This window comes from Eubacterium sp. AF36-5BH, from assembly GCF_003460505.1.
In the GTDB taxonomy this organism is placed as follows: Bacteria; Bacillota; Clostridia; order Lachnospirales; family Lachnospiraceae; genus Eubacterium_G.
Genome location: NZ_QTVG01000006.1, coordinates 148,348 through 170,813, shown reverse-complemented (window position 1 = coordinate 170,813; position 22,466 = coordinate 148,348). Strand labels below are relative to the sequence as shown.

Below are 22,466 nucleotides of genomic sequence, written 5' to 3'. Positions count from 1 at the left end.
TTTCTCCTTTGCTGTAATATTTTTGGGCATAGTACACCCATTTGCACCTTTGGATACTATTATAAACTAAAAAAGTTTTCCATACAAGATGTTGGAAAACTTTTCTTTTTATAAAATATTTTAATTATAAATTAATACATTACATCAAGCCATGCAATATATCCCAGCTGTGTATGGGCAAATCCAAATTTGTTATTCACCTTGCCGTCCACTACCATTTTTAACATAACTTTTTTTGCGTCATTGTTTGACTTACATGCAGCAATACAATTTTTAAGTCCGGACTTTAACTGTCCACCTAAGACATAACCTAATCCATACTTACAGAAAAATTCTGGTGTTTTATTTGGCTTTTTCTTATAGTATCCAGATTTTTTATTGCCTGCATATTTTAAGAAAGCTTTTACTAATGAGTTTTTCCCCTGTACTCCGAATCCATTATATTTCGCTTTGCTCAGTTTCTTAAACTTCTTCTCCATTGATTTCTTTTTTGATTCTGTCAAAGTTATATCTACACCATATCTTTTGTATCCCCATTTCTTTGGTGCAACTTCTGTTACAAAATCTCCCGGATTTAAATAATTAAAAATATTCTCATATCCTTTTTTCTTTGCCAAGACAGATACTCTTGGTGTTGCAAATGTATATGCATACACGTTATTTTTTCCTACTACGCTATTCATATGTTTTGCAAATAAATTAGCTACCGCTGCTCCTCTGCTATGACCTGTAATCCAAACCTTCGTTTTAGAATTTTTATTCAGCCCTACTTTGTTGCTTGATAAATAACTTTTTATTTCTTTATACATCTTTTCTTCGGCAATGGAAAAACCTGTATGAGTATTTCCTTTTCCAAGATTCCAATTGCTAACCCACTCATAATCACCACCGGTACCTTTTACCCAAACAGCCACAATATTTGTGCCATCTACATTTCTAATACCAACTTCATATGATATGGTATCATTGTTATTTTTCTTTGGAGTCTTTTTTACATATTTGTATTTATTAAACTTGCAGGCTTTTATCAGCTTATTGGAATAATTTTTGTTATAAACTGAGGATGCCGCAAGCATTGACAATTTTGCAAGGCCTCCCTGAATTTTTGAGCTTGATTTTGTAAAATATCCATCTGAATACTTTTCCGTATCCCTTAACACTTTCTTTGTCTGACCATCTTTGTATGTTCCAGTTACATTTAATGTAATACTGTTACTTTTATTTGTAACATTCTTTACCTTATCTCTGTCAAATGGCTGGTCAGATAAAAGTACTGAATTTGCTTTTACTTTAATAACCGGTCTTACACCATATGAATATGTAAAATACTGGGTATTTATTTTTCCAGTAACTGAAACAAAACTTTGAACCATGTTTCCATAATGCCAGCCACCAGGACCTCGAAGCCACCATCTTACTGCCGGTTCATCATATCCTGCATATTTTGTTGTATATGCTATTCTTGTATCTGTGTCACTGTCTGTATCATCAAAACCATAATCTAAACTTTGAACTTCATCACTATCAAGTAAAGATACTTTGTCCTGTGTTTCAATATACTGCGCCGGTTTTTTATCTATATAAGCATCGTTATATGGATGGTATTTTGTAACATTTACAATTGCTTTCATATCTTTTTGTTCGTTTTTTGTAAATGCTGTATTATAAAAGTCATCGTTTAATTTGTCTCTTAATTGTGATTCTGACCAAAATCCCTGGTAATCACTCATAAACAAAACTTTCTTTGAAATAAGTGTGTAATATCCACCACTTTCACCTAAAACAAGCCATTCTATTGAATCATTTGCCTTGGCATAGTGAAATCTACCATAAGCTTTTGCTCTGGCATATTTTACACCTTTGTAGGTAACTGTGCCGTCTTTGTTAAAATCCGTATCATCTAATGTATAAATGATATCTTCATTTGTAATGAAATTCTGATAATAAGCACCAAAATATACAGATGTTCCAACAGCATATCCTGATGCTGCCTTTACGGAAACATTCCATAAATCAACTCCCGAAAACATTGACATAACCATAGTCAAAATCATTACCATACTTAAAAATTTTTTCTTCATTTTGCCCTCCTTTTTTCTTTTGTGTACTATTTATATTGTATTATATTCTGTAATATTTTTAAACTATTTTATATAAATGTATATTTTATATAAATCACATTGTCTCAAATTATCACTTTATTAAAGTTAAAACTTCTAAATTCAATTTGGAATAAAAAAGAAGCTGAAACTTCTAAATTAAAAGTTTCAGCTTCTTTTATTATTAATCCGCGCGATTTGCTTTGTGAATATCCCATAAGCGTTACCTTTACAGTTAGCTCGGTCTAGGCTTCCTCATGTCACACAAAACGATCTGCTTAGTGCTGCTTCATTCCTGACCTGACACGGTTCACAGGATTCTGTTGCATAAGACCCAAACGTCAACACCACTTATAAAGGGCAGCCCTACAAAATATCCCCTAGGCAAATCATCACCCCTGCTGTAGCGGATTGCAGGTACAGGGCGCCGCTATCTCCCCGGCTGCGCGGAAGTGTTATATCGTATTTTTTTACAATCGAGTTTAAGCATACCCTACAGGCATTTTTTTGTCAACCGCGATTCCTTAATTTTTTAAAAAAATCTTTCAACAATGTACTACATTCTTCTTTCATTATTCCTGACTCAATTTCAACCTGGTGGTTAAACTTATCTACCTGAAGAAGATTCATAATGGAACCTGCACAACCTGCCTTTGGATTCATGCAACCAATATAGACTTTTTTAATTCTAGCCTGAACTATTGCACCTGCACACATTTGGCATGGTTCAGTTGTTACATACATTTCGCAATCATCCAGTCGCCAATCATCCAGTTTCTTACTTGCCTTCTTTATGGCATTTAGTTCGGCATGACTTAATGTATTCTTATCTGTCATTCTTCTGTTGTAGCCACGTCCTATAACCTTACCATCATAAACAATAACACAGCCTATAGGCACTTCTCCAATTGCCAGGGCTTTTTTTGCCTGATTAATTGCCTGTTTCATATATTTTTCTTCCATTTGTAACATTCCTTACAGTTGTAATATTCCTTGCAGTTGTAGCATTCCCTACAGTTGTAATACTCCTTAAAGCTTATCCCAACATTCTCATGTGTAGTTTAATTACTTACGTTTAGGTTATTCAAAATACTGGTCTATTATGTTCCATATATCAGCTTTCTCCTGACCCAATGACCAATAAGCTGCTCCTGCTAAATTATATTTTTTCATCAATTCAAGTCTTGATTTAACTGATGTTTCATCTTCAAGCCAAATTGAAACTGTCGTATGTCCCTTTTGATATGTTACAAAATTCTGACCTGTTGTTTTATCAAAAGACGGCTTAACGCCTGCTCTATTATATGCTTTTTCTGCCGCTTCCATTCCAAGAGCCTCACTTGCCAAATAGTAATTACCATTTGCCGCATCTTCTACAAAAATGCCTGTTCCGTCGCTGTACTCTTCAGGAGTTTCCTTCCAAGCTCTTGTGTAAAATGGTATTGCCCCGACAATTCTTGAAGAATCCTTTGCCTGATTAATAGTCTCTTTAATTGAATTCTCAGCGTATGACATAGATGACACTGAACCTGCTTCTTTACTGCCTGAAGTATGTTCATCATAATTCATTATAATAAGATAGTCAGCTAATTTCAGTTGCTGTTCCCTGTCAAAATAACCACTCCACTCTGATGGTGCATAATTATCAATTGACAATACAATCTTATTTTTTCTACATTCTACTGAAAGTTCTCTTAAAAACTGCAAATAATCATCGATTATATCTTTTGATATATATTCAAAATCAATGTTGACTCCATCAAGTTCGTAACTGTCTACATAATACATAATGTTAGTTACAAGTCTTTGTCTAAGTTTTGTAGATGTAAGCACCTTTTTTGTTAAATTTCTATCTGTAAAATCATTAAACAATGCCCACACCTGTATATTTTTCTTATGAGCTTTTTCCACATAATCCAAATCTGCCAATGTTGATAAATTACCGTTTCTATCTACAAGAGAAAACCATGTAGGTGAAACTACATTTATATCTTTTGTTTTAGAAAGAAGTGATTCTAAATTCTTATTAGCTGTCTGGTTATATATCTGATTCCAGGCTAAACTTACTTTTCCATCCATAGCGATATGTTTATATTCACTGTCATCATTTTTGTAAGATACCTTTTTCTTACTTTTATCAGTTAATTCCTTAACCGGTACATAACCAATATAGCCGTCATCTGTTCTTACTTTATCCCAGTTTTTTCCTGAACCAAGAAGTGTAACAGTTGTGCCTTTTGAAAGTGTCTTAACAATAAGATTCTGATAATCACCTTTTGTTCTCATTTCAATTTCGCTATCTGTCTTAAAAGTAGTCTTCTCACCGCTTGTATATTTCAAACTGATAATTGCCGGTGCCTTGCCTGACTTCTTTGTTATCTTTGAGTCTAAATCAACGAACTTCTGGATAAACTGTAAATTAACATAACATTTCTTCTTTTCTTTTAAAAATACTTTGTAATTCACTGTTTCATCTGTATTGCCATGAATAACTGTGGGCTGGTTTTCATCTACATAATATACTTCTGTTGCATTTGTAAAAAACAGTTTCTTATCTTTCTTGTCCCAATAAAATCTTTTATCAATATTTGACTTAACAGTGTCAATATTAACATAAGCCGATGTATCCTTGATGATTCCGTATTCATCGCTGTATTTATCTTCCAAAGCTACTGCTACTACCTGGTCACCAACAGATGTCTTATAGGCAACGTCGTTCTTGCTGTCATCTTCATATGTAAGTCCCATGTACCATTTCAAGTCAACGCTTCCTTTATTAGTTTTTATAAATAAATCACATCCGCTTACTACAAACATAGACAAAGTTACAAGGGATGTAAGCAAAATCACTTTTATGTTTCTTTTCATTTCTTCCTCCTTCGTCATCCTACGTTTGTTATCATAACACATCAGCTAATGTATGTGAAGAAAATAGCTGTGGACAAATTGTAAAGATTCTTGAAAACTTTCTTAACATTCTCTTAAATCTATTCATGACAATCTGCTCACAGCTATAGCTTTCATAGGGAAACTCAACCTTATTAATTATTTAGTCAAGTTATGCTTTTCGTGAAAAATCCCCTAATGTATATGATGTTTTTTCATTATAACATATTGTTTTAATATTTCAACATATTTTTTTGTTATTTTGCTTTTTATGCTTTTTAATAATTATTTTTATAAATTTGTCATATTTTATACACTTTTAGAATATATATTGTATACTGTTATTTGTTATAATTTTTTATATACAAAGTAACTGTTATATATTACTAATTGAAAAACTTTACACTTCTAATTTTATTGGATATACTATTAGAAGGAATATAAGTAATCAAATGTGAGGTGATTTTTATGAAGATTGAAAAAATAAATGAAAATCAGATTCGCTGTACTTTAACAAAAGAAGATCTTGCTGACCGCGATATAAAAATTAGCGAATTAGCATATGGTTCGGGCAAGACCAGAGAGCTTTTTCAGGATATGATGAAACAAGCCAATGACGATTTTGGTTTCGACGTAGGTGATATTCCACTGATGGTTGAAGCAATTCCTGTTTCACCGGAAAGCATTATTTTGGTAATTACCAAAGTTGAAAATCCTGAAGAGACAGAAGAACATCTTTCAAAATTTTTCTCAAAAGAATTTAAAGATAGTTTTCTTTCTCACCTTGATGACTTAGAAATCGATTTAAACGAAATTGAACAGATTAACGACCCAAGTGATGGCGAGACACAAAAACCATATTCAGAAGAAAACGGCGATGATGATTCATTACTATATAGTATTTATTCTTTTGACAACTTAAGAGATGTAATTTCTGTGGCTAACATGATAGCTTCTGCATATAAGGGTGACAGTTCATTATACAAATCACCTTTTAACAATAAATATTATTTGTCTTTATGCATGCCGGCAACGGATGAACATATTCTTAACAAGATATGTAGCATCTTAACAGAAAATGGACACAGAGAGACTCCAACATACGCAAAAGAATTATTCTACATGGAACATTTTGAAGAAATAGTTGCAAACAAAGCAATAGAAAAATTAGGAAAAATATAACACATAAGAAAATGGAAGGTTTGTTTATGAACCTTCCATTTTCTTATCTTATCAACTATCTATTCTGTTTTTTTAATTATGTTTAATATACGCATTCCTAACAGCATACCTTTTTGTAGCAGTATATTGGCTTTCAGCAATATACTTCCAACTCTAATTACCATCTATACAAAATAATTATACATCTATACATTGATACATTAAAATTGCTGTAGCAATGGCTGCGTTTAAAGACTCAACTTTTCCTTCCATTGGAATCTTTATTAATCTATCAGCCTTCCCTGACACTTCATCGCTTAAGCCTTTAGCTTCATTGCCAATTAAAAGGGCAACGTTTTTTTCAAAAACTCCTTTATTGTACTCTTCACCTTTTAAGTGAGCTGCATAAGTTGTAATACTGTTTTCTTTTAAAGTTTCAATTGCCTCAGGCAAATCTGAAACAACAGTAAAAGGCACTCTGAAAATTGACCCCATTGTTGAACGGATTACTTTAGGATTATAAATATCAGCACACCCTGAGCTCATAATTATACCAGAGATTCCTGCGCCTTCACCTGTTCTTACAATTGTACCCAAATTTCCCGGATCCTGTAATCTGTCTAATACTACAACACAGCTACGACCTTTTTGAGTAATATTATTGTTTACATTTTCAATAATATCATCTAATGTGTAAGCATTCTTCTCTACAATTGCCATAATGCCCTGTGGAGTTACTGTATCTGATATTTTCTTAAAAACACTATCACTTACGACTTCAAAGTTTTCTCCCTTAAAGGCATATTTATTTTCTTCTGCAAAAGACTCCGACACATAAGTTGCTACAAGCTGGTCATCAGGAATTTCTGAAAACATCTTGATTCCTTCAACAACAAACTGATTCTTCTGTTTTCTAACTTTCGATTTTTCTTTCAACTGTATTATTTGTTTAATCTGCTCATTTGACGCGGATGTTATCACTTATTTCACCTACCCTTACAAATCTGTCCCATATACGATTACTGTCTAACCTTTACAAAGTCATCACCGTACTTTTCTTTTAATAACTTTATTAATCCTTCTGTAATGTTTACAGAATATTGTGGTGGCATCATTTTTCTTTGACGCTCTTTTGCCAAAGCAACAATAACCTTATCGTTGCCATGGTTAGCAAGAATTATTTCTGTTAATTCCTGTGCTTTTTCCATGTAAGTTTCCTTATCCTTAAAAGCTATCCAAAGCTCTGAAGGCACTTCACTAAAATCACGAATCTTATTTGCCATTACTTTTCCTGCAGCATTTTCCTCAATGCTCACCTGACCTTCCACAAATACTTTTCGTCCTTCTTCAAGAAGCCTTCTACTGTTGTCAAACTGTCTTGGAAATACAATAACTTCAATTGTACCAACCAAATCTTCCAAAGTAATAAATGCCATTTGAGCACCTGTCTTTGTAAACTTTCTGGTTACATTACTAATAATTCCACCAACTACTACTTTACTTTTATCCTGAACTTTTGACTCTTCGCCCTCTTCCGGTTCTGCAAAGTCCAAAGTCATATTCGTTATAACTCTTCTCCACTTTTCTTCCTGGTCCTGAAGCGGATGTCCACTGGCATAAATTCCTATAACCTCTTTTTCGAATTCTAACTTCTGTGCTGTATCATATTCCCCAACATTTGGCATTTGAACCTTGTAAGTCTCTTTAGCCTCATCATCAATAAAATCAAAAAATGAAGTCTGACCTGCCATGGCATCTTTTTTCTCCTGATTTACACCATCCATAATCTGAATATAAACCATCATCATCTGTTTTCTTGTGGCTCCAAGAGAATCAAAAGCCCCAGCTTTTATAAAGTTTTCAATAGCTCGTTTATTAACACCTATTGAAGATGTTCTTGTGATGAAATCTTCTAAGTCTTTAAACTTGCCATTTTTTTCACGTTCTTCAACTATGCCATCAATAACTGCCTTACCCACATTTTTGATAGCTGTTAAACCATAACGGATACATTTATCCGCTGCTGAAAAGCCACTCTCTCCTTCATTAATATCAGGCGGTAAAATCTTAATGCCCATTGAACGACAGGAATAAACATATTCAGCTACCTTGTCTGAGTTGTCCATTACCGACGTAAGCATTGCTGCCATAAATTCTTCGGCATAGTAATACTTCAAATAAGCTGTCTGATAAGCAACTACTGCATAAGCCGCCGCATGAGATTTGTTAAAAGCGTATTTTGCAAAATCAGTCATTTCATCGTAAATTTTGTTTGCGATTTCTTCACTGATTCCATTATTTATACAACCTTTTACTCCTTCTGCCTCGTCGCCATATACAAACTTCTGGCGTTCCTTTGCCATTACATCAGCCTTTTTCTTTGACATGGCTCTTCGTAGCAAATCGCTTCGACCTAATGTATAACCTGCCAAGTCCCTAACAATCTGCATTACCTGTTCCTGATAAACAATACAGCCATAGGTTGGCTCAAGAATTGGCTCTAACTGTGGGCAATCGTATGTTACACTGTCCTTATTATTTTTTCCTTCTATATACTTTGGTATAAAATCCATTGGACCTGGTCGGTACAATGAAATACCCGCAATTATATCTTCAAGACTTTGTGGTTTTAACTCCTTCATGAAGTTTTTCATACCGGCACTTTCAAGCTGGAATATGCCTTCAGTATTTCCTGTTCCAATATAATCCAAAACTTTTTTATCTGAATAATCTATTTTGTTTAAATCTAAATCTATGCCTCTGTTTTTCTTAATATATCTTTGAGTATTCTGAATAACAGTTAAGTTTCTAAGGCCAAGGAAATCCATTTTCAAAAGCCCCAGTTCTTCCAAGGTTGTCATAATGTACTGAGTTGTTATTGAACCGTCTGCTGCTCTTGAAAGCGGTACATATTCATCTACAGGTTTTGCACAAATAACAACACCTGCCGCATGCATGGACGCATGTCTTGGCAGACCTTCAAGTCTCATTGACATGTCTATTAAATATTTAACTTCAGGGTCTGTGTCATAGAGATTCTTTAATTCTTTATTTTGTTTTAAGGCAAGTTCCAAAGTCATGTGTAAATCATTTGGAATCATTTTTGCAATCGCATCTGCCTGTGCGTATGGCATATCAAGAACACGCGCCACATCTCTGATTACACCTTTTGCCTTTAATGTACCAAAAGTAACAATCTGCGCCACATGGTCTTTTCCATATTTTCTTCCTACATAATCAATTACTTCCTGACGTCTTTCAATACAAAAGTCCACGTCAATATCGGGCATAGATACACGCTCCGGATTAAGGAAACGTTCAAACAGCAAATTGTATCTCATTGGCTCAATATCTGTTATTTCCAAGCAATAAGAAACAATACTGCCGGCTGCTGAACCTCTACCCGGGCCTACTGCTATACCATTTGATTTTGCATAATGTATAAAATCCCACACAATCAAAAAGTATTCTACATACCCCATACTTTTAATTGTATTTAATTCATAATCTAATCTTTCCTGTAACTGCTCTTTTGTTAATTTACAGTGTTCATCTACTTCTCCGCTAAAAACAGGATATCTTCTGTGAAGACCATCCTCGCATAATTCTTTTAAATAAGTCCAAGGCGTATAGCCTTCAGGCACTTCAAAGTTAGGAAGTTTTGTAACACCAAATTCAAATGTTACATTACATCTCTCAGCAATCTTGTGAGTATTTTCCAATGCCTGTGGTGCATATTTAAAAAGAGAAGCCATCTCTTCTTCTGATTTTAAATAAAACTGGCCCCCTTCATAACGCATTCTATCTTCATCAGATTTTTTCTTACCTGTCTGGATACACAGCAAAATATCATGTGCTTCCACATCATCAGCGTATGTGTAATGAACATCATTTGTACAAACTAAGTCTATATCTAATTCCTTGCTTAATCTTAACAAAGCCTGATTTACTGTTTTCTGTTCAGGAATTCCATGGTCCTGTAATTCCAAAAAATAATTATCTTTTCCGAAAATATTCAAATGACGAACTGCTGCCTCTTTTGCCTTCTCGTACTCGTCTCTTGCAAGATATCTTTGAACCTCACCTGCAAGACAGGCACTAAGACAAATAATACCTTCAGAAAATTTTTCAAGAACTTCATAATCTACTCTAGGCTTATAATAAAATCCGTCTACAAACCCTTTCGATACAATTCTACAAAGATTCTCGTAACCTGTATTATTTTTCGCAAGCAAAATAAGGTGATAGTATCTGTCCTCACCTGCATTTGCCTCTTTATCGAAACGGGAGCCCGGAGCCACATAAACTTCACAGCCAATAATTGGTTTAATATCATTAGCCAATGCAGCTCTGTAAAAATCAATCGCCCCATACATAACTCCATGGTCTGTTATGGCAAGGCTATCCATACCAAGCTCTTTTGCTCTTTTTGTTATTTCTTTTATTTTACTTGAACCATCCAACAGACTGTATTCTGTATGGACATGTAAATGTGTAAATGCCATCTTTTATCCTTCTCTATAATCTATATGGAACCAATACTGTTCCTTACAACGTTCTCATCTGATGAGCGTTATCTCTCAACTGTTTTCTTTTCACACCAGAATGTATACATATTGAAACATTCATTACTCTATAGGGAAATTCTAAATCATTCCATTGCATAACAGTAATTATACTTCTATTTTTTGTTTGTTACTATGGCATTTGGATAAATTCTCATCATTTTTTCGTCGTCGTAATGTTTATCCAGCCAAACCTGCCATGACTGTTTAGCATCTATACCCTTTTCTCTCTGGTCATATCTTGTTAAAGCAAAACATGACATAAGTACATTTGCAATCATAAAAACAACCAAAATCCAAGTTGTTATTTTACCAAACTTAACAGGAATTTTTTCTATTACTTTTGAAAGTCTTGTGTAAATCAACTTAAACCACACTACCGCTGCGATTCCCCAAAAGAAACAATAAAGTAAATTAATTCTACCACCTAAATTAAAAGGTATATCGCTGTAATCCCAAAAAACTTTTCCAAAAACTATTTCTGTAAACACGCTGCACAAATACTCATAAGCCCCACCTAATCCGGTTCCTATAAGAAAAAGAAAACCGTCACTTCTGTCCTTATACTTGTAAAGCATAAGAGTAGCTGCTGCAATTGCCAGTCCCCACACAATACTAAAAGGGCCCCACACAACACTACTTCTGCTCATCCATTCTCCCATGGTAATTCGGCAAAAAATAGTTTCTATAATGTCTCCTACAAAGGCACCTACAAAAAACAAAACAACCAACTTGTAAAAACCACACCCATAGGCAAATACTGTTTTGTCCTTTGCTTCCTTTTCAACTTTTACAGTTTTAGGATAAGCCTTATTCTTTCTATTATTAACTCTACTTATTAACCATTTTTCAAGTTTTCTGCTTAACTTAGTAAAATTATTGTTTGCACTCTTAACCTTCTCAATTCCTCTACCATTATAGTAAAGAATCAGAAGTGAGAAAATCATATCCGCTGCTAATGCCACAACTACAACAATCAATATAATTCTTACAACCATAAAAGGTATAAGTTTATAAGCATCAATTAACAGGCTATTCGTAAAAGTAACCGCTATAAATCCTAACACTCCCCAAAGCACCGAAGTTTGAAGAGAAATATAGCCACCTAAGTTAAACTTATTATTTTCATAGTTCCACCATCTTTCATGGCAGATTTTTTCAATAATCTTTCCTGCTACCCATTCAATTACAGAAGCATATATAGCTGAAAAAAGAAACAACCATACACCTGACAAATCTTTAAGTGCAACAGTAATCAGCACTCCCGTAAAACCATAAACGGTACAAAACGGCCCATTAATCAAACCTCTATTAATAATTTTTCTCTGCTTGGTAATTGCAAAAATTGTTTCCAAAATCCATCCCACAAAAGAATAAATCAGAAACAACCATAATAATTGGTATATTGACATTACTTAATCCCTCTTCAGTATTTCTATTTTTAACTTCTATTTATACATTATAGTTTCTAGCAACTTCTCTTAAGTACAAATTATAGTTCAGCTCTTTTAATAATCTAAATTAATTTCCATCATTTCTAAAACGTACTAAAAAGTATATTTTAAATTCAACACATTTGTCAACACCTTCGGCGTCATTCTCTACTGTTGCCGGGCTGACGGTTAAATTAGAACATGTTGTATTTCTATCTTCCCTGCGCCGCCTATTAACAATCGCTATCGATAACTCAATCGCTACACGGTTTCAAACAATCTCTCGCGATTGTAGCTAGGCTAGCTCAGATAACAAAATACTGCCTATCGTTCTAATTTAACCGTCAGCTCGGCAATAGGAAAGAAGCCTGGCAACAGAAATGAAGCTACTCCACCAAATTGATGAAGTAGCTTCGCCCTATAATATATTGAGAAAAACATCGAAAGGTTTGTGTCTGTCTATATTATTACCATTTAAGGTCAAGTATCAATGCTGTTGGGTTTGTGTAATGAAGAAGTGTACTCTGATCATTTACATCATCATAACAGAAACCATATGAGAAATTATTTACAGAATGTTCATGTAAGAACCTGCTGTAATAATTGTATGTTCCATTTTTGTAATAAGCACTTGGATTCTGATAATTTGCAGGATCTGTTGCAACACCTCTGTTAAATGCTGCACAAAGCTGTGCTTCAATTACTAATTCTGTTGAATTTCCTCTGTTAAAGTTTCCTTTTCCTTCTAACACATCCTGTGTTGTTGGTTTGTAAATTGTGTATGTTCCACCGTCACCATCTTTTGTAAATGTCATGTGATCTCCACTAACTCTACCTCTAAATGTTCCGGCATCACACCTGAATACTAATGTTTCATTTGAGTATTTATTCCAAAATTCATTAATATAGTTGTCAAAGTAATGTCCGTTTTCTTTTCCTTCATTGAAAGTTGTCTTACATGGAGCCATAATTCTCTTTCCGTCGTAAAGACTCTTCCATGCTGCAGGTGCACTGTTCTTCCATGCATTGAAAATCTGATCTCTTGTTCCTATATCACCAACTGTCTTATCATATGTTGGGTAATCTCCCGGACGGTTATCAAATCCACCCTGTCCTACTAATCTTGTTACAACTGGAAAACTAAAGAAGTCAACTCTTGTTGTATTGCCCCAATATTCTTTATTTGTTACTGTAAATTCTGCAAACTCGAATAACACATCACTATTAGGATCTGATGCATTGTTTAAGTCAGGTCCTGCATAACCTACTTTTCCATCAGCACCATTAATGAATGTTACGTAAACAGGTTCACCGTAACTTAAATACATTCTTCCTGATTCAATATCCGGCAAATATACATATTTTGCTTCTGCCATAGAATGGGCAACATTTGCACATTTTCTACCATTCTTTGTAACTGTATTAAGTGATTCGCTTGCTTTAACAAGGTTTCCCTGTGCGTCTAAATAACAAATTTCATGATTTTTATTTCTTCCAAGTACAATCCAATAGATTTCACTATCTTTGTACTTTCCATTTGTTTTGTTATTAAGCTGTAAGAACATCTTATCACTTCTTACAGGAATACTTGAATCAAGCTGTGGCACATCTGTTCCTATGTTAGTACTTGGTGTTGTTGTTGATGGCTTTGTTGTAGCAGGTTTCTTATTTGGAGTCTGACTTGAGCCCTGTGAAACATTAACTGACATTGTTGTTTTTTCTGATTCTTTGTCACCTGATACTGTAGTAATTGCTACTGTATGTGTTCCCTGTGAATAGCCTGTATATGTATAGTACGCACAACCAACTTTACTTGCTACTTTCTTTCCATCAATATATACATTGTATGAATTAATATCTCCACGTCCCCATACAACTCCAATTGTTCCTGCTGATGGATTGCTTACTACCAAGCCAAATGGTTTAGCAATACTTGTATCTGTATTTTCTTTTTCTGTTGCCTTAACTGTTGTAGTTGTTTCAACTGTCTTTTTCTGTACAATAATTGATGATGTTCTGTCGTTAAAATCTGAACCAATCCAAGCAGTATCCGACGTAATTCTTCTTGACTCTCCCTGGAAGTTGTCATCATAATAAAGAATTGCTTCATATCCACTTGCAACCTTTAATGAAGATAAATCATCATTTTTAAATCCTTTTGCCTGTAATGCTGCAAGGTTGTATCTTCCTTCATTTAAAGCTGCAACTCTACCGCCATAATTAATATCCTGATAAATATATACAACACCTTTTTCTGTTGTTGTAGTTGGTGCTGCTGTTGTCACCTGCTGTGTCTGTCCTTTTACAGTTACTGATAATGAAGTCTTTGCTGATTCCCTTGAACCTGAAACTGTTGTAACTGAAACTGTATGTGTACCTGCTGAAATATTGCCATATTCGTAGTAACCGCAAGTTACTTTGTTTGCAACCTTGTCGTTGTCAATGTATACATTGTATGAATCAATATTTCCACGTCCCCATACAACACTAACTGTATTATCTTTTGGACTGTTTACTACTAACCCAAAAGGGGCCTGTATGTTAGCATCTGTAGAACTTGTACTACCTGTAACATATGTCATTTCACTTGTGTCATACTGAGCATTGCCCTTGTTATATGTAAATACACATGTAAGCTTATCGCCTTTCTTTAAACCGTTAATGCTGTACTGGAACTGCTTATCACTTCCACTCATTGTTACATTCTGCTGTGCTCCATCATTAACTTTATAATGAAGAATTGCATATGCAGCATAGTTTTTACTGTTAAAATTTATTTTACATACGCTAGAAGAAACCTCTTCAGCTGTTACCTCATAATCCCCACTGCTTCCAAGAGAAGCTGCTTTTGTTGTCTTACTTGTGTTATTTATGCCAAATCCCGTTACTACCATGGCAATAGCTAACACTGTTGCTAAAAGTTTTTTTGAAATTTTAAATTTCATAAAAAAAATCCTCCGTTCTTTTTTACATTAATCTAAACCGTTCTTCCTACTATTATATTTTTACAATATAAAAACAGTTCAAAAAAGGAGTGTTTTTTTATAGAAGGTACACTTTTTCATAAAATTATTTTTTATGGTATTTTTATTCAAAAAATAAAAATAGCTTTATACATTTCTTATTACATAAAAAAGTCATAACAAATAAGTTCAGATTGCAAAAAACTTATCATTGTTATGACTTTTTATAAAAATATATTAGATTTTTCTATAATTAAAATTGTTATATTTTTCTCAATTGGAAATTTCTAAATTATTTATTCTCTTTCTAATAATTGTACTAACTATTTGTTTCCTAAATATTTTTCAATACTGTCAATAGCCTGTGCCTCATCTTCTCCGTCTGCTGAAATTGTAACTGTCTGTCCTGCTGCAATTCCTAATGCCATCATTCCCATAATGCTTTTAGCATTAACCTTCTTTGTTTCGTACTCCACATAAATCTTGCTTGTAAACTGGCTTGCAACCTGTACACATTTTGCTACCGGACTTACATCTGATCCCTGTTTGATTTCAATTGTAACATCTCTAGTTGTCATTTTAAATCTCTCCTCCTTAGGGCTATCCCCTTAATTCCTGTGCAATCTGACAAATTTTTCTCAATCGATGGTTTACTCCTGACTTTCCAAGGGGAGGATCTAGCATTTCTCCCAGCTCCTGCAAAGATGCATCAGGATTCTCTTTTCTAACCCATGCGATATCTTGTAGTTTCTCCGGCAAATAATCTATGCCCTTATTTTGTATAATAAAGTCGATATCGTCGATTTGTCTCACCGAAGTTGCCACGGTCTTCTTTATGTTGGCGGTTTCACAATTAACCTGTCTATTATAATAATTGCTCATACCTTTAAGTATTCTTACATTCTCCATTTCCATTAAGGAAACATGGGCTTCCATAACATTTAACACGTCAACGATGCCTTCGCCTTCTTTGATATATACCACATAACCACCTTTTCTTGCAACCATTTTTCCATCAATATTATAATTTTCTAGTAATTCTATAAGCTGCTTTGCCTTTTTTTCACTGTTACATTTGATTTCAAAATGATAAGATTTATTAGGATCACTAATGGAACCTGCCGCCATAAAAGCCCCTCTAATAAAGGCTCTTTTGCAGCAATCTTTCATAATTACAATATTATTTGTAATTGAAAAATTCTCTCCAATTTCATTATTTTCGTTAATTAGCTTAGTAGCCTGTAGTATTTTAAGTGCCTGCTGGTGGTCGCCTACTAATAAAGTATATGTTCTTCCCACTTTTGAATATGCATTTTCTCTGGTAGAAATATCAACATCTACTTTAAATGTTTTCCACAACAGCTTTTTAATTTTTTCTGCTGTAGGTTGTGTTTCTGTTTTTATTCTTATTTTGTAATTATTATTTTCGTCAATTATAACACTACCACACATGGAGATTAGTGCAGCTAATTCTGCTATTCTACAATGTGTGGCATTGCTTATATGATTGGCTAATTCATTTTTTACTTTTATCGAAAAACTCATATATTTAACTTTCTATTCTAGTCCCTTTAGTTTCTTAAAATATCCCTATGAGATATTCGTATGCCGTAATTTGCATCCATATTGTTTAACTGTCTATACAGTTCATTTGCTACAGTAACAGATCTGTGATGACCACCTGTACAACCAATACCAATTACTAACTGATTCTTTCCCTCGTCAATATAATTTGGTATCAGGAACTTAATCATGTCGATTAATTTCTCTAAAAACTCTGTTGATACAGGAGATGCCAAAACATAATCTCTTACTTCCTGCTGCTCGCCTGTCTTATGCTTAAGTTCAGGTACATAGTACGGATTTGGCAAAAATCTTACGTCAAAAACCAAGTCGCAATCTGCCGGTACTCCATATTTAAAACCAAAAGACATTATTGTTACAAACAAGTTTCTGTAATCTTGATTCATAACAAATATTTTTTCCACTTCTGCTCTTAAATCGCGCACTAAAAGATTACTTGTATCAATTATATAATCTGCATTTTTTCTAAGATATGCAAGTTTCACTCGCTCTGCTTCGATTTCATTTTCCACGCTGTCTGCATCACCCATTGGATGACTACGTCTGGTTTCCTTAAATCTTTTAATCAAAGTGCTGTTATTGCAGTCCAAAAATAGTATTTCATAATTTTGTTCCTTTTTCTTCATGTGAGTAAGCACTTCATTTATACGATCTAAATTCTCACCACTTCTAATATCCACACCTATTGCCACCTTGTTTTTTTCACTTGTTTGTGCAAACAATAGGTCTGCAAAATTTTCAATTAAATCTATTGGAAGATTATCTACACAATAGTAGCCGTTATCTTCGAATATTTTAAGTGCTGTTATTTTTCCTGCCCCTGACATTCCTGTTACAATAACAAAACGCATACTGTTTCCTCCAACTAGCTATATAATTTTAACTTCAGGTTCTAATTCTACATCAAATTGTTCTTTTACTGTTGCTTTTACATCGTCCATTAACTGTAAAATATCTGTTGCTGTTGCATTGTCATAGTTAATTACGAAACCACAATGTTTTTCTGAAACCATTGCGCCACCAACCTGATAGCCTCTAAGACCTGCATCTTCAATTAATTTGCCTGCAAAATAACCTTCAGGTCTTTTAAAAGTACTACCGGCACTAGGATATTCAAGAGGTTGCTTTGCTCTTCTTTTCTGCATGAACATTTGCATTATAAGTGCAATTTCTTCCTGACTTCCTAAATCTAACTTAATACACATTTGAAGAACTATCATGTTCTTCTTTTGAACAATGCTTGTTCTATAACCTAATTCTAATTCTTCTGCATTAAGTGTAACAACTTCTCCATCTTCAGTAAGGACTTTTGCCCATTTTATAACATCCTTTATTTCTCCACCGTAAGCACCGGCATTCATTACAACTGCACCACCTACATTTCCCGGTATGCCATGAGCAAATTCAAAACCTGCCAGGTCATTTTCATAGGCTGCCATTGCCACACTTGACAATTTAGCCCCGGCATCAGCAACTATTTCATCACCAATTACATCAACTGAATTAATTCTGTTATTTACTTCAATAATTGCTCCCTTATAGCCCTGGTCCTTTACAAGAATATTACTTCCATTTCCTATAACCATAAATGGATAATCATTTTCTCTACATGCCTTAACTGCTGAAGATAACTCCTCAATTGAACCGGGCATTACATATAAATCTGCATTACCACCACATCTGAAAGTGCAATGCTTTCCCATTGGTTCATTTTCTCTTATATAATCTTCACCAACAATATTTTTTAAAATTTCAAACAATCTAACACACTCTCTTTCAATTTATTTTACAAGAGCTGCTGCTCCATACATTCCTGCATCATTTCCAAGTTCAGCTAAACATACTGCTGCTTCTGAACAGGCTTTAAAACTTACATTTCTATATGTATCAGTAATTGCATCAATAAGGAACTGACCGGCTTTACTTACACCACCACCGATGATAAATGCCTGTGGATTAACAGTTGCCGCAATAAAGCCCATTGCTTTTCCTAAATATGTTCCCATCTGTTTTACAACAACATTTGCTCCCTGGTCTCCTTCTTTTGCAAGGTCAAATACATCTTTAGCTGTAATATTGTCGCCAAATTCTTTCATCTTTGTGTCATCATTGTCTGCCATGTATCTCTTGGCAAGTCTTACAACACCTGTAGCTGATGCGTACTGTTCAAGACAGCCTTTCTTACCACAACCACATACATCTGTTTCTTCATCGTTCATATGGAAGTGACCGATTTCTCCTGCACCACCATTGTATCCTGTTAAAATATTGTTTCCAATAATAACGCCACCGCCTACACCTGTTCCAAGTGTAATCATAACAACATCATCGTAATCTTTTCCGCCACCTTTCCATGCTTCTCCTAAAGCTGCAACGTTTGCATCATTGCCGGCTTTAACAGTAACTCCATGGAACATAGATGAAAGTTTCTCTTCCACATTTAACTTGCCCCAGCCAAGATTTACACACTGTAAAACAGTTCCATCTGAAATAACAGGTCCCGGAAGACCAATTCCAATTCCTTTTACTTCATCTATCTGAATGTTTTCTTTTGCTAATTTATCATCAAGAGACTTACAAATGTCTCCTAAAATAGCTTCTCCACCGTTGTCTGTATTTGTTACGATTTCCCATTTGTCTAACATAGTGCCATCTACGTTAAAAAATCCGATTTTTACTGTTGTTCCTCCAACGTCTACTCCAAAACAATATTTTTTCATTATATATCCTCCATTTAAAATTATTAATCACCTTTTTCCATGTTTTCCTGTACTCTCTTGTACAATTCTCTTGCTGCATTGTATCCCATACGCTTCTGTCTGTGGTTTACAGCAGCCGCTTCAACTATAACAGCCAGATTTCTACCTGGTCTGATAGGTATTTTATGGCAAATAACCTTGTTCCCTAAGAACTCTGTATATTGGTCATCCAAGCCCATTCTGTCGTAGTCCTTGTCTCTTCTCCATTCTTCTAACTGAATAACCATGTCAATACTTGCAGAATCCAAAATACTTTCTACACCAAACAAAGCTTTTACATCAATAATTCCAATACCTCTTAACTCAATAAAATGCTTTGTAATGGCAGGTGATGTTCCTATAAGCGTCTCTGCACTTACTCTTCTTATTTCTACAACATCATCTGTTACCAGACGGTGTCCACGCTTAATAAGTTCAAGTGCTGCTTCACTTTTTCCGATTCCGCTTTCACCCATTATTAAAACGCCTTCACCGTAAACATCAACTAAAACACCATGTCTTGTAATACAAGGTGCAAGTTCAACATTTAACCATCTTGAAAGTTCTGCGTTGAATCTTGATGTGTCAAAATGTGTTGACATAATAGGTACGCCATGTCTAAGTCCTGCTGCCACCATATCTTCATCAGGCTTGTTTCCTCTACATAAAATAAGACAAGGTATACCGCTACTCATTAATTTTTCGTAAACCCACTGTCTGTTCTGACGCTGCATGTTATCCAAAAAAGCATATTCAACATTTCCTATAATCTGAACTCTTTCCTTGTCAAAATGTTCAAAGAAGCCGGCAAGCTGTAACGCCGGTCTGTTTACTTCCGGAATATTAATTCTGATTTCATCTGTGTTAATTTCCGGTGTATGGTTAATTAATCCATAATTATCAACAATTTTGGTTAATGGTATATATATATCCTGATTTGTTACCATAATCTACCTCCTTATAGGTCTTTTTATTTTCGTTCTCTCTACGCAAAAATGCGCAATTATCCACTGCTATTCTATCATTTGTGAAAAAATTTGTATATATCTTTCGCCACTTTTTCATTAATGGAAGTCACTTTTAATAATTGGTCTACATCAGCCTCTCTTATTGCCTCTATTGATTTAAAATAAAGCATTAAAGCTTTTCTTCTTGATGGACCAACTCCCGGTATGTCATCTAATATTGATTTTACCTCTTTTTTGTTTCTAAGGCTTCTATGATACTCAATTGCGAACCTATGGGTTTCATCCTGAATTCTTGTTATCAGTTTAAAAGCCTCAGATCTTGTATCTATTGGTATTTCCAAATTATTGTAATATAAGCCTCTAGTTCTATGATTATCATCCTTTACCATACCACATACAGGTATGTTTATTTTAAGTTCATCTAACACACGAAGTGCCACATTTACCTGACCTTTTCCACCATCCATTAAAAGAAGGTCCGGAAATTTTGAAAAGCTTCCCAGCTCATAATCACTGTTGCCTTCCATATCCATTTTTTCTCTTTCATCCAGACCATGTTTAAACCTTCTTGTTAAAACTTCTTCCATACTTGCATAGTCATCAGGTCCCTGTACTGTTTTAATTTTAAATTTTCTGTAATTATTTCTTTTTGGTTTTCCATCTTCATAAACAATCATGGATGCAACTGACTCGTATCCGTTGGTGTTAGATATATCGTAAGATTCCATTCTGTGAATGTTGTGAACATCTATTAACTGTTCTATTTCTTTTACAGCGCCAACAGTTTTCTTCTGTTCTCTTCTATATTTTTCTTTGTTTTGTTCCAAAAGATTTTGTGCATTCTTTGCAGCCAATTCCACAAGTTTTTCCTTGCTTCCTTTTTTAGGATTAACAATTTTAACTTTATAATTCTGATTTCTGCTTAACATTTCAGACAATAGCTCCGGTTCATCCACTTCTTCTTGAACAAGCAACTGATTAGGAATAAACGGCGTGCCAATATAATACTGCTTGATAAAACTTGTAATAATATCTTTTCCCGTATCTCCCGGGACTGTTGTTAAATAAAAATGTTCCCTGCCTATGAGCTTTCCGTTTCTTACAAAGAAAACCTGTACTACTGCATCATTTCCTTCTTCTGCGTATGCAATAATATCTCTGTTTTCAAATTTGTGGGTTGTAATTTTTTGGTTGCCGGCTACGTGATTGATGCTGTTAATTAAATCTCTGTATTCCATTGCCTGTTCGAAATCTAATTCTGCTGATGCAGCCTGCATTTTTTCTTCAAGTTCCTTGATTGTCTCTCTGTAATTGCCTTCAAGAAATTTAATTGCCTTATTAACATTTTCCTTATATTCTTCCACTGAAATGTAACCCTGACATGCCCCACCACATTGTCCCATGTGGTAGTAGAGACATGGTCTGCCGTTTACAGTTGGTATTTCTTTTGTTGCTGTATTATTTGAATTTGCTTTATAGTTTTCATCATGTTTTACTATAATTGATTTTCTACAGCTTCTAATGTGATACATTTTTTGTAGCAAATCAATAGTATCCCTTACTGCCCCGCCACTTGTAAAAGGTCCAAAATATTTGTTACCATCTTTTTTCATTCTTCTTGCCATGACAATCCTTGGATAGTTTTCGCTTGTGGTTACCATTACGTATGGATAAGTTTTATCATCCATAAGCATTGTATTATATTTAGGGCGGTATTCTTTTATAAGGTTACACTCTAAAATCAAAGCCTCTAATTCTGAGTCAGTTAGGATATATTCAAAGCGGACAATCTGTGTTACCATTGACTGAATTTTCAGACTTTTCTTTGTGCTTTGCCTAAAATAAGAGCTTACACGTCTTTTTAAATTAATCGCCTTCCCAACGTATATTACATCATCATGCTTATTATGCATTAAATATACTCCCGGTGTATCCGGCATTTTCTTCAATTCTTCCTGTATGTTAAAACCACTCATTTCTTACCCTTCCATCAAATGTTTTACTTTTATAATTGTATCATATATAGCTGTCCTAACAAAGATTAATAAGGTGGTCCCAAACATATACTA

15 protein-coding genes and 1 other RNA gene are annotated in these 22,466 nt (G+C 34.3%); 1 reads left to right on the top strand and 15 read right to left on the bottom strand.

Annotated features, from left to right (window positions below; all coding sequences use genetic code 11):
- Positions 1–131 precede the first annotated feature (131 nt).
- From DW006_RS07855 to DW006_RS07840, 4 genes are all read right to left on the bottom strand, one after another.
- The gene (locus tag DW006_RS07855; RefSeq protein ID WP_117999772.1) at positions 132–2,081 is read right to left on the bottom strand and encodes a DUF6273 domain-containing protein; all 1,950 of its coding nucleotides are present in this window, start codon (positions 2,079–2,081) and stop codon (positions 132–134) included.
- A 207-nt stretch (positions 2,082–2,288) separates the two neighbouring features.
- An RNA gene (gene ffs, locus DW006_RS07850) (signal recognition particle sRNA large type) lies at positions 2,289–2,549 on the bottom strand.
- A 60-nt stretch (positions 2,550–2,609) separates the two neighbouring features.
- Complete coding sequence (gene tadA, locus DW006_RS07845) at positions 2,610–3,071, bottom strand: tRNA adenosine(34) deaminase TadA (RefSeq protein ID WP_117999771.1); 462 nt, start codon at positions 3,069–3,071, stop codon at positions 2,610–2,612.
- Between the two features lie 108 nt (positions 3,072–3,179).
- On the bottom strand, positions 3,180–4,967 hold the full coding sequence (locus tag DW006_RS07840) for a glycosyl hydrolase family 18 protein (protein ID WP_158561090.1): 1,788 nt from the start codon (positions 4,965–4,967) through the stop codon (positions 3,180–3,182).
- A 486-nt stretch (positions 4,968–5,453) separates the two neighbouring features.
- On the opposite strand from DW006_RS07840, the gene DW006_RS07835 reads away from it, so the two are divergent.
- Positions 5,454–6,167, top strand: a complete 714-nt coding sequence (locus DW006_RS07835; protein ID WP_117999769.1) for an adaptor protein MecA — start codon at positions 5,454–5,456, stop codon at positions 6,165–6,167.
- Positions 6,168–6,344: 177 nt separating this feature from the next.
- On the opposite strand, the gene DW006_RS07830 is transcribed toward DW006_RS07835, so the two are convergent.
- The 11 genes from DW006_RS07830 to uvrC form a co-directional block, all read right to left on the bottom strand.
- Positions 6,345–7,127: an RNA methyltransferase gene (locus tag DW006_RS07830; protein ID WP_117999768.1), complete on the bottom strand. Its 783-nt coding sequence runs from the start codon at positions 7,125–7,127 to the stop codon at positions 6,345–6,347.
- 38 nt (positions 7,128–7,165) lie between these two features.
- Positions 7,166–10,651 (bottom strand): DNA polymerase III subunit alpha, encoded by a 3,486-nt coding sequence (locus tag DW006_RS07825; RefSeq protein WP_117999767.1) that lies wholly within the window; start codon positions 10,649–10,651, stop codon positions 7,166–7,168.
- Positions 10,652–10,827: 176 nt separating this feature from the next.
- Complete coding sequence (locus tag DW006_RS07820; protein ID WP_117999766.1) at positions 10,828–12,123, bottom strand: putative ABC transporter permease; 1,296 nt, start codon at positions 12,121–12,123, stop codon at positions 10,828–10,830.
- Positions 12,124–12,611: 488 nt separating this feature from the next.
- A complete protein-coding gene (locus tag DW006_RS07815; protein WP_117999765.1) occupies positions 12,612–15,089 on the bottom strand; it encodes a beta-1,3-glucanase family protein in 2,478 nt (825 codons plus the stop codon).
- Positions 15,090–15,430: 341 nt separating this feature from the next.
- Positions 15,431–15,685: an HPr family phosphocarrier protein gene (locus DW006_RS07810; protein ID WP_117999764.1), complete on the bottom strand. Its 255-nt coding sequence runs from the start codon at positions 15,683–15,685 to the stop codon at positions 15,431–15,433.
- Positions 15,686–15,707: 22 nt separating this feature from the next.
- The gene (gene whiA, locus DW006_RS07805; RefSeq protein WP_022164682.1) at positions 15,708–16,652 is read right to left on the bottom strand and encodes a DNA-binding protein WhiA; all 945 of its coding nucleotides are present in this window, start codon (positions 16,650–16,652) and stop codon (positions 15,708–15,710) included.
- Positions 16,653–16,678: 26 nt separating this feature from the next.
- Complete coding sequence (gene rapZ / locus DW006_RS07800) at positions 16,679–17,542, bottom strand: RNase adapter RapZ (RefSeq protein ID WP_117999763.1); 864 nt, start codon at positions 17,540–17,542, stop codon at positions 16,679–16,681.
- An 18-nt stretch (positions 17,543–17,560) separates the two neighbouring features.
- Positions 17,561–18,451 (bottom strand): UDP-N-acetylmuramate dehydrogenase, encoded by an 891-nt coding sequence (murB, locus tag DW006_RS07795; protein ID WP_278286613.1) that lies wholly within the window; start codon positions 18,449–18,451, stop codon positions 17,561–17,563.
- Between the two features lie 21 nt (positions 18,452–18,472).
- On the bottom strand, positions 18,473–19,411 hold the full coding sequence (locus DW006_RS07790; protein ID WP_117999762.1) for an ROK family glucokinase: 939 nt from the start codon (positions 19,409–19,411) through the stop codon (positions 18,473–18,475).
- A gap of 23 nt (positions 19,412–19,434) precedes the next feature.
- Positions 19,435–20,376 carry an HPr(Ser) kinase/phosphatase gene (gene hprK / locus DW006_RS07785; protein WP_347475104.1) on the bottom strand — a complete coding sequence of 314 codons (942 nt, stop codon included), beginning with the start codon at positions 20,374–20,376 and terminating at the stop codon, positions 19,435–19,437.
- Positions 20,377–20,450: 74 nt separating this feature from the next.
- On the bottom strand, positions 20,451–22,373 hold the full coding sequence (gene uvrC / locus DW006_RS07780; protein WP_117999761.1) for an excinuclease ABC subunit UvrC: 1,923 nt from the start codon (positions 22,371–22,373) through the stop codon (positions 20,451–20,453).
- Positions 22,374–22,466 lie beyond the last annotated feature (93 nt).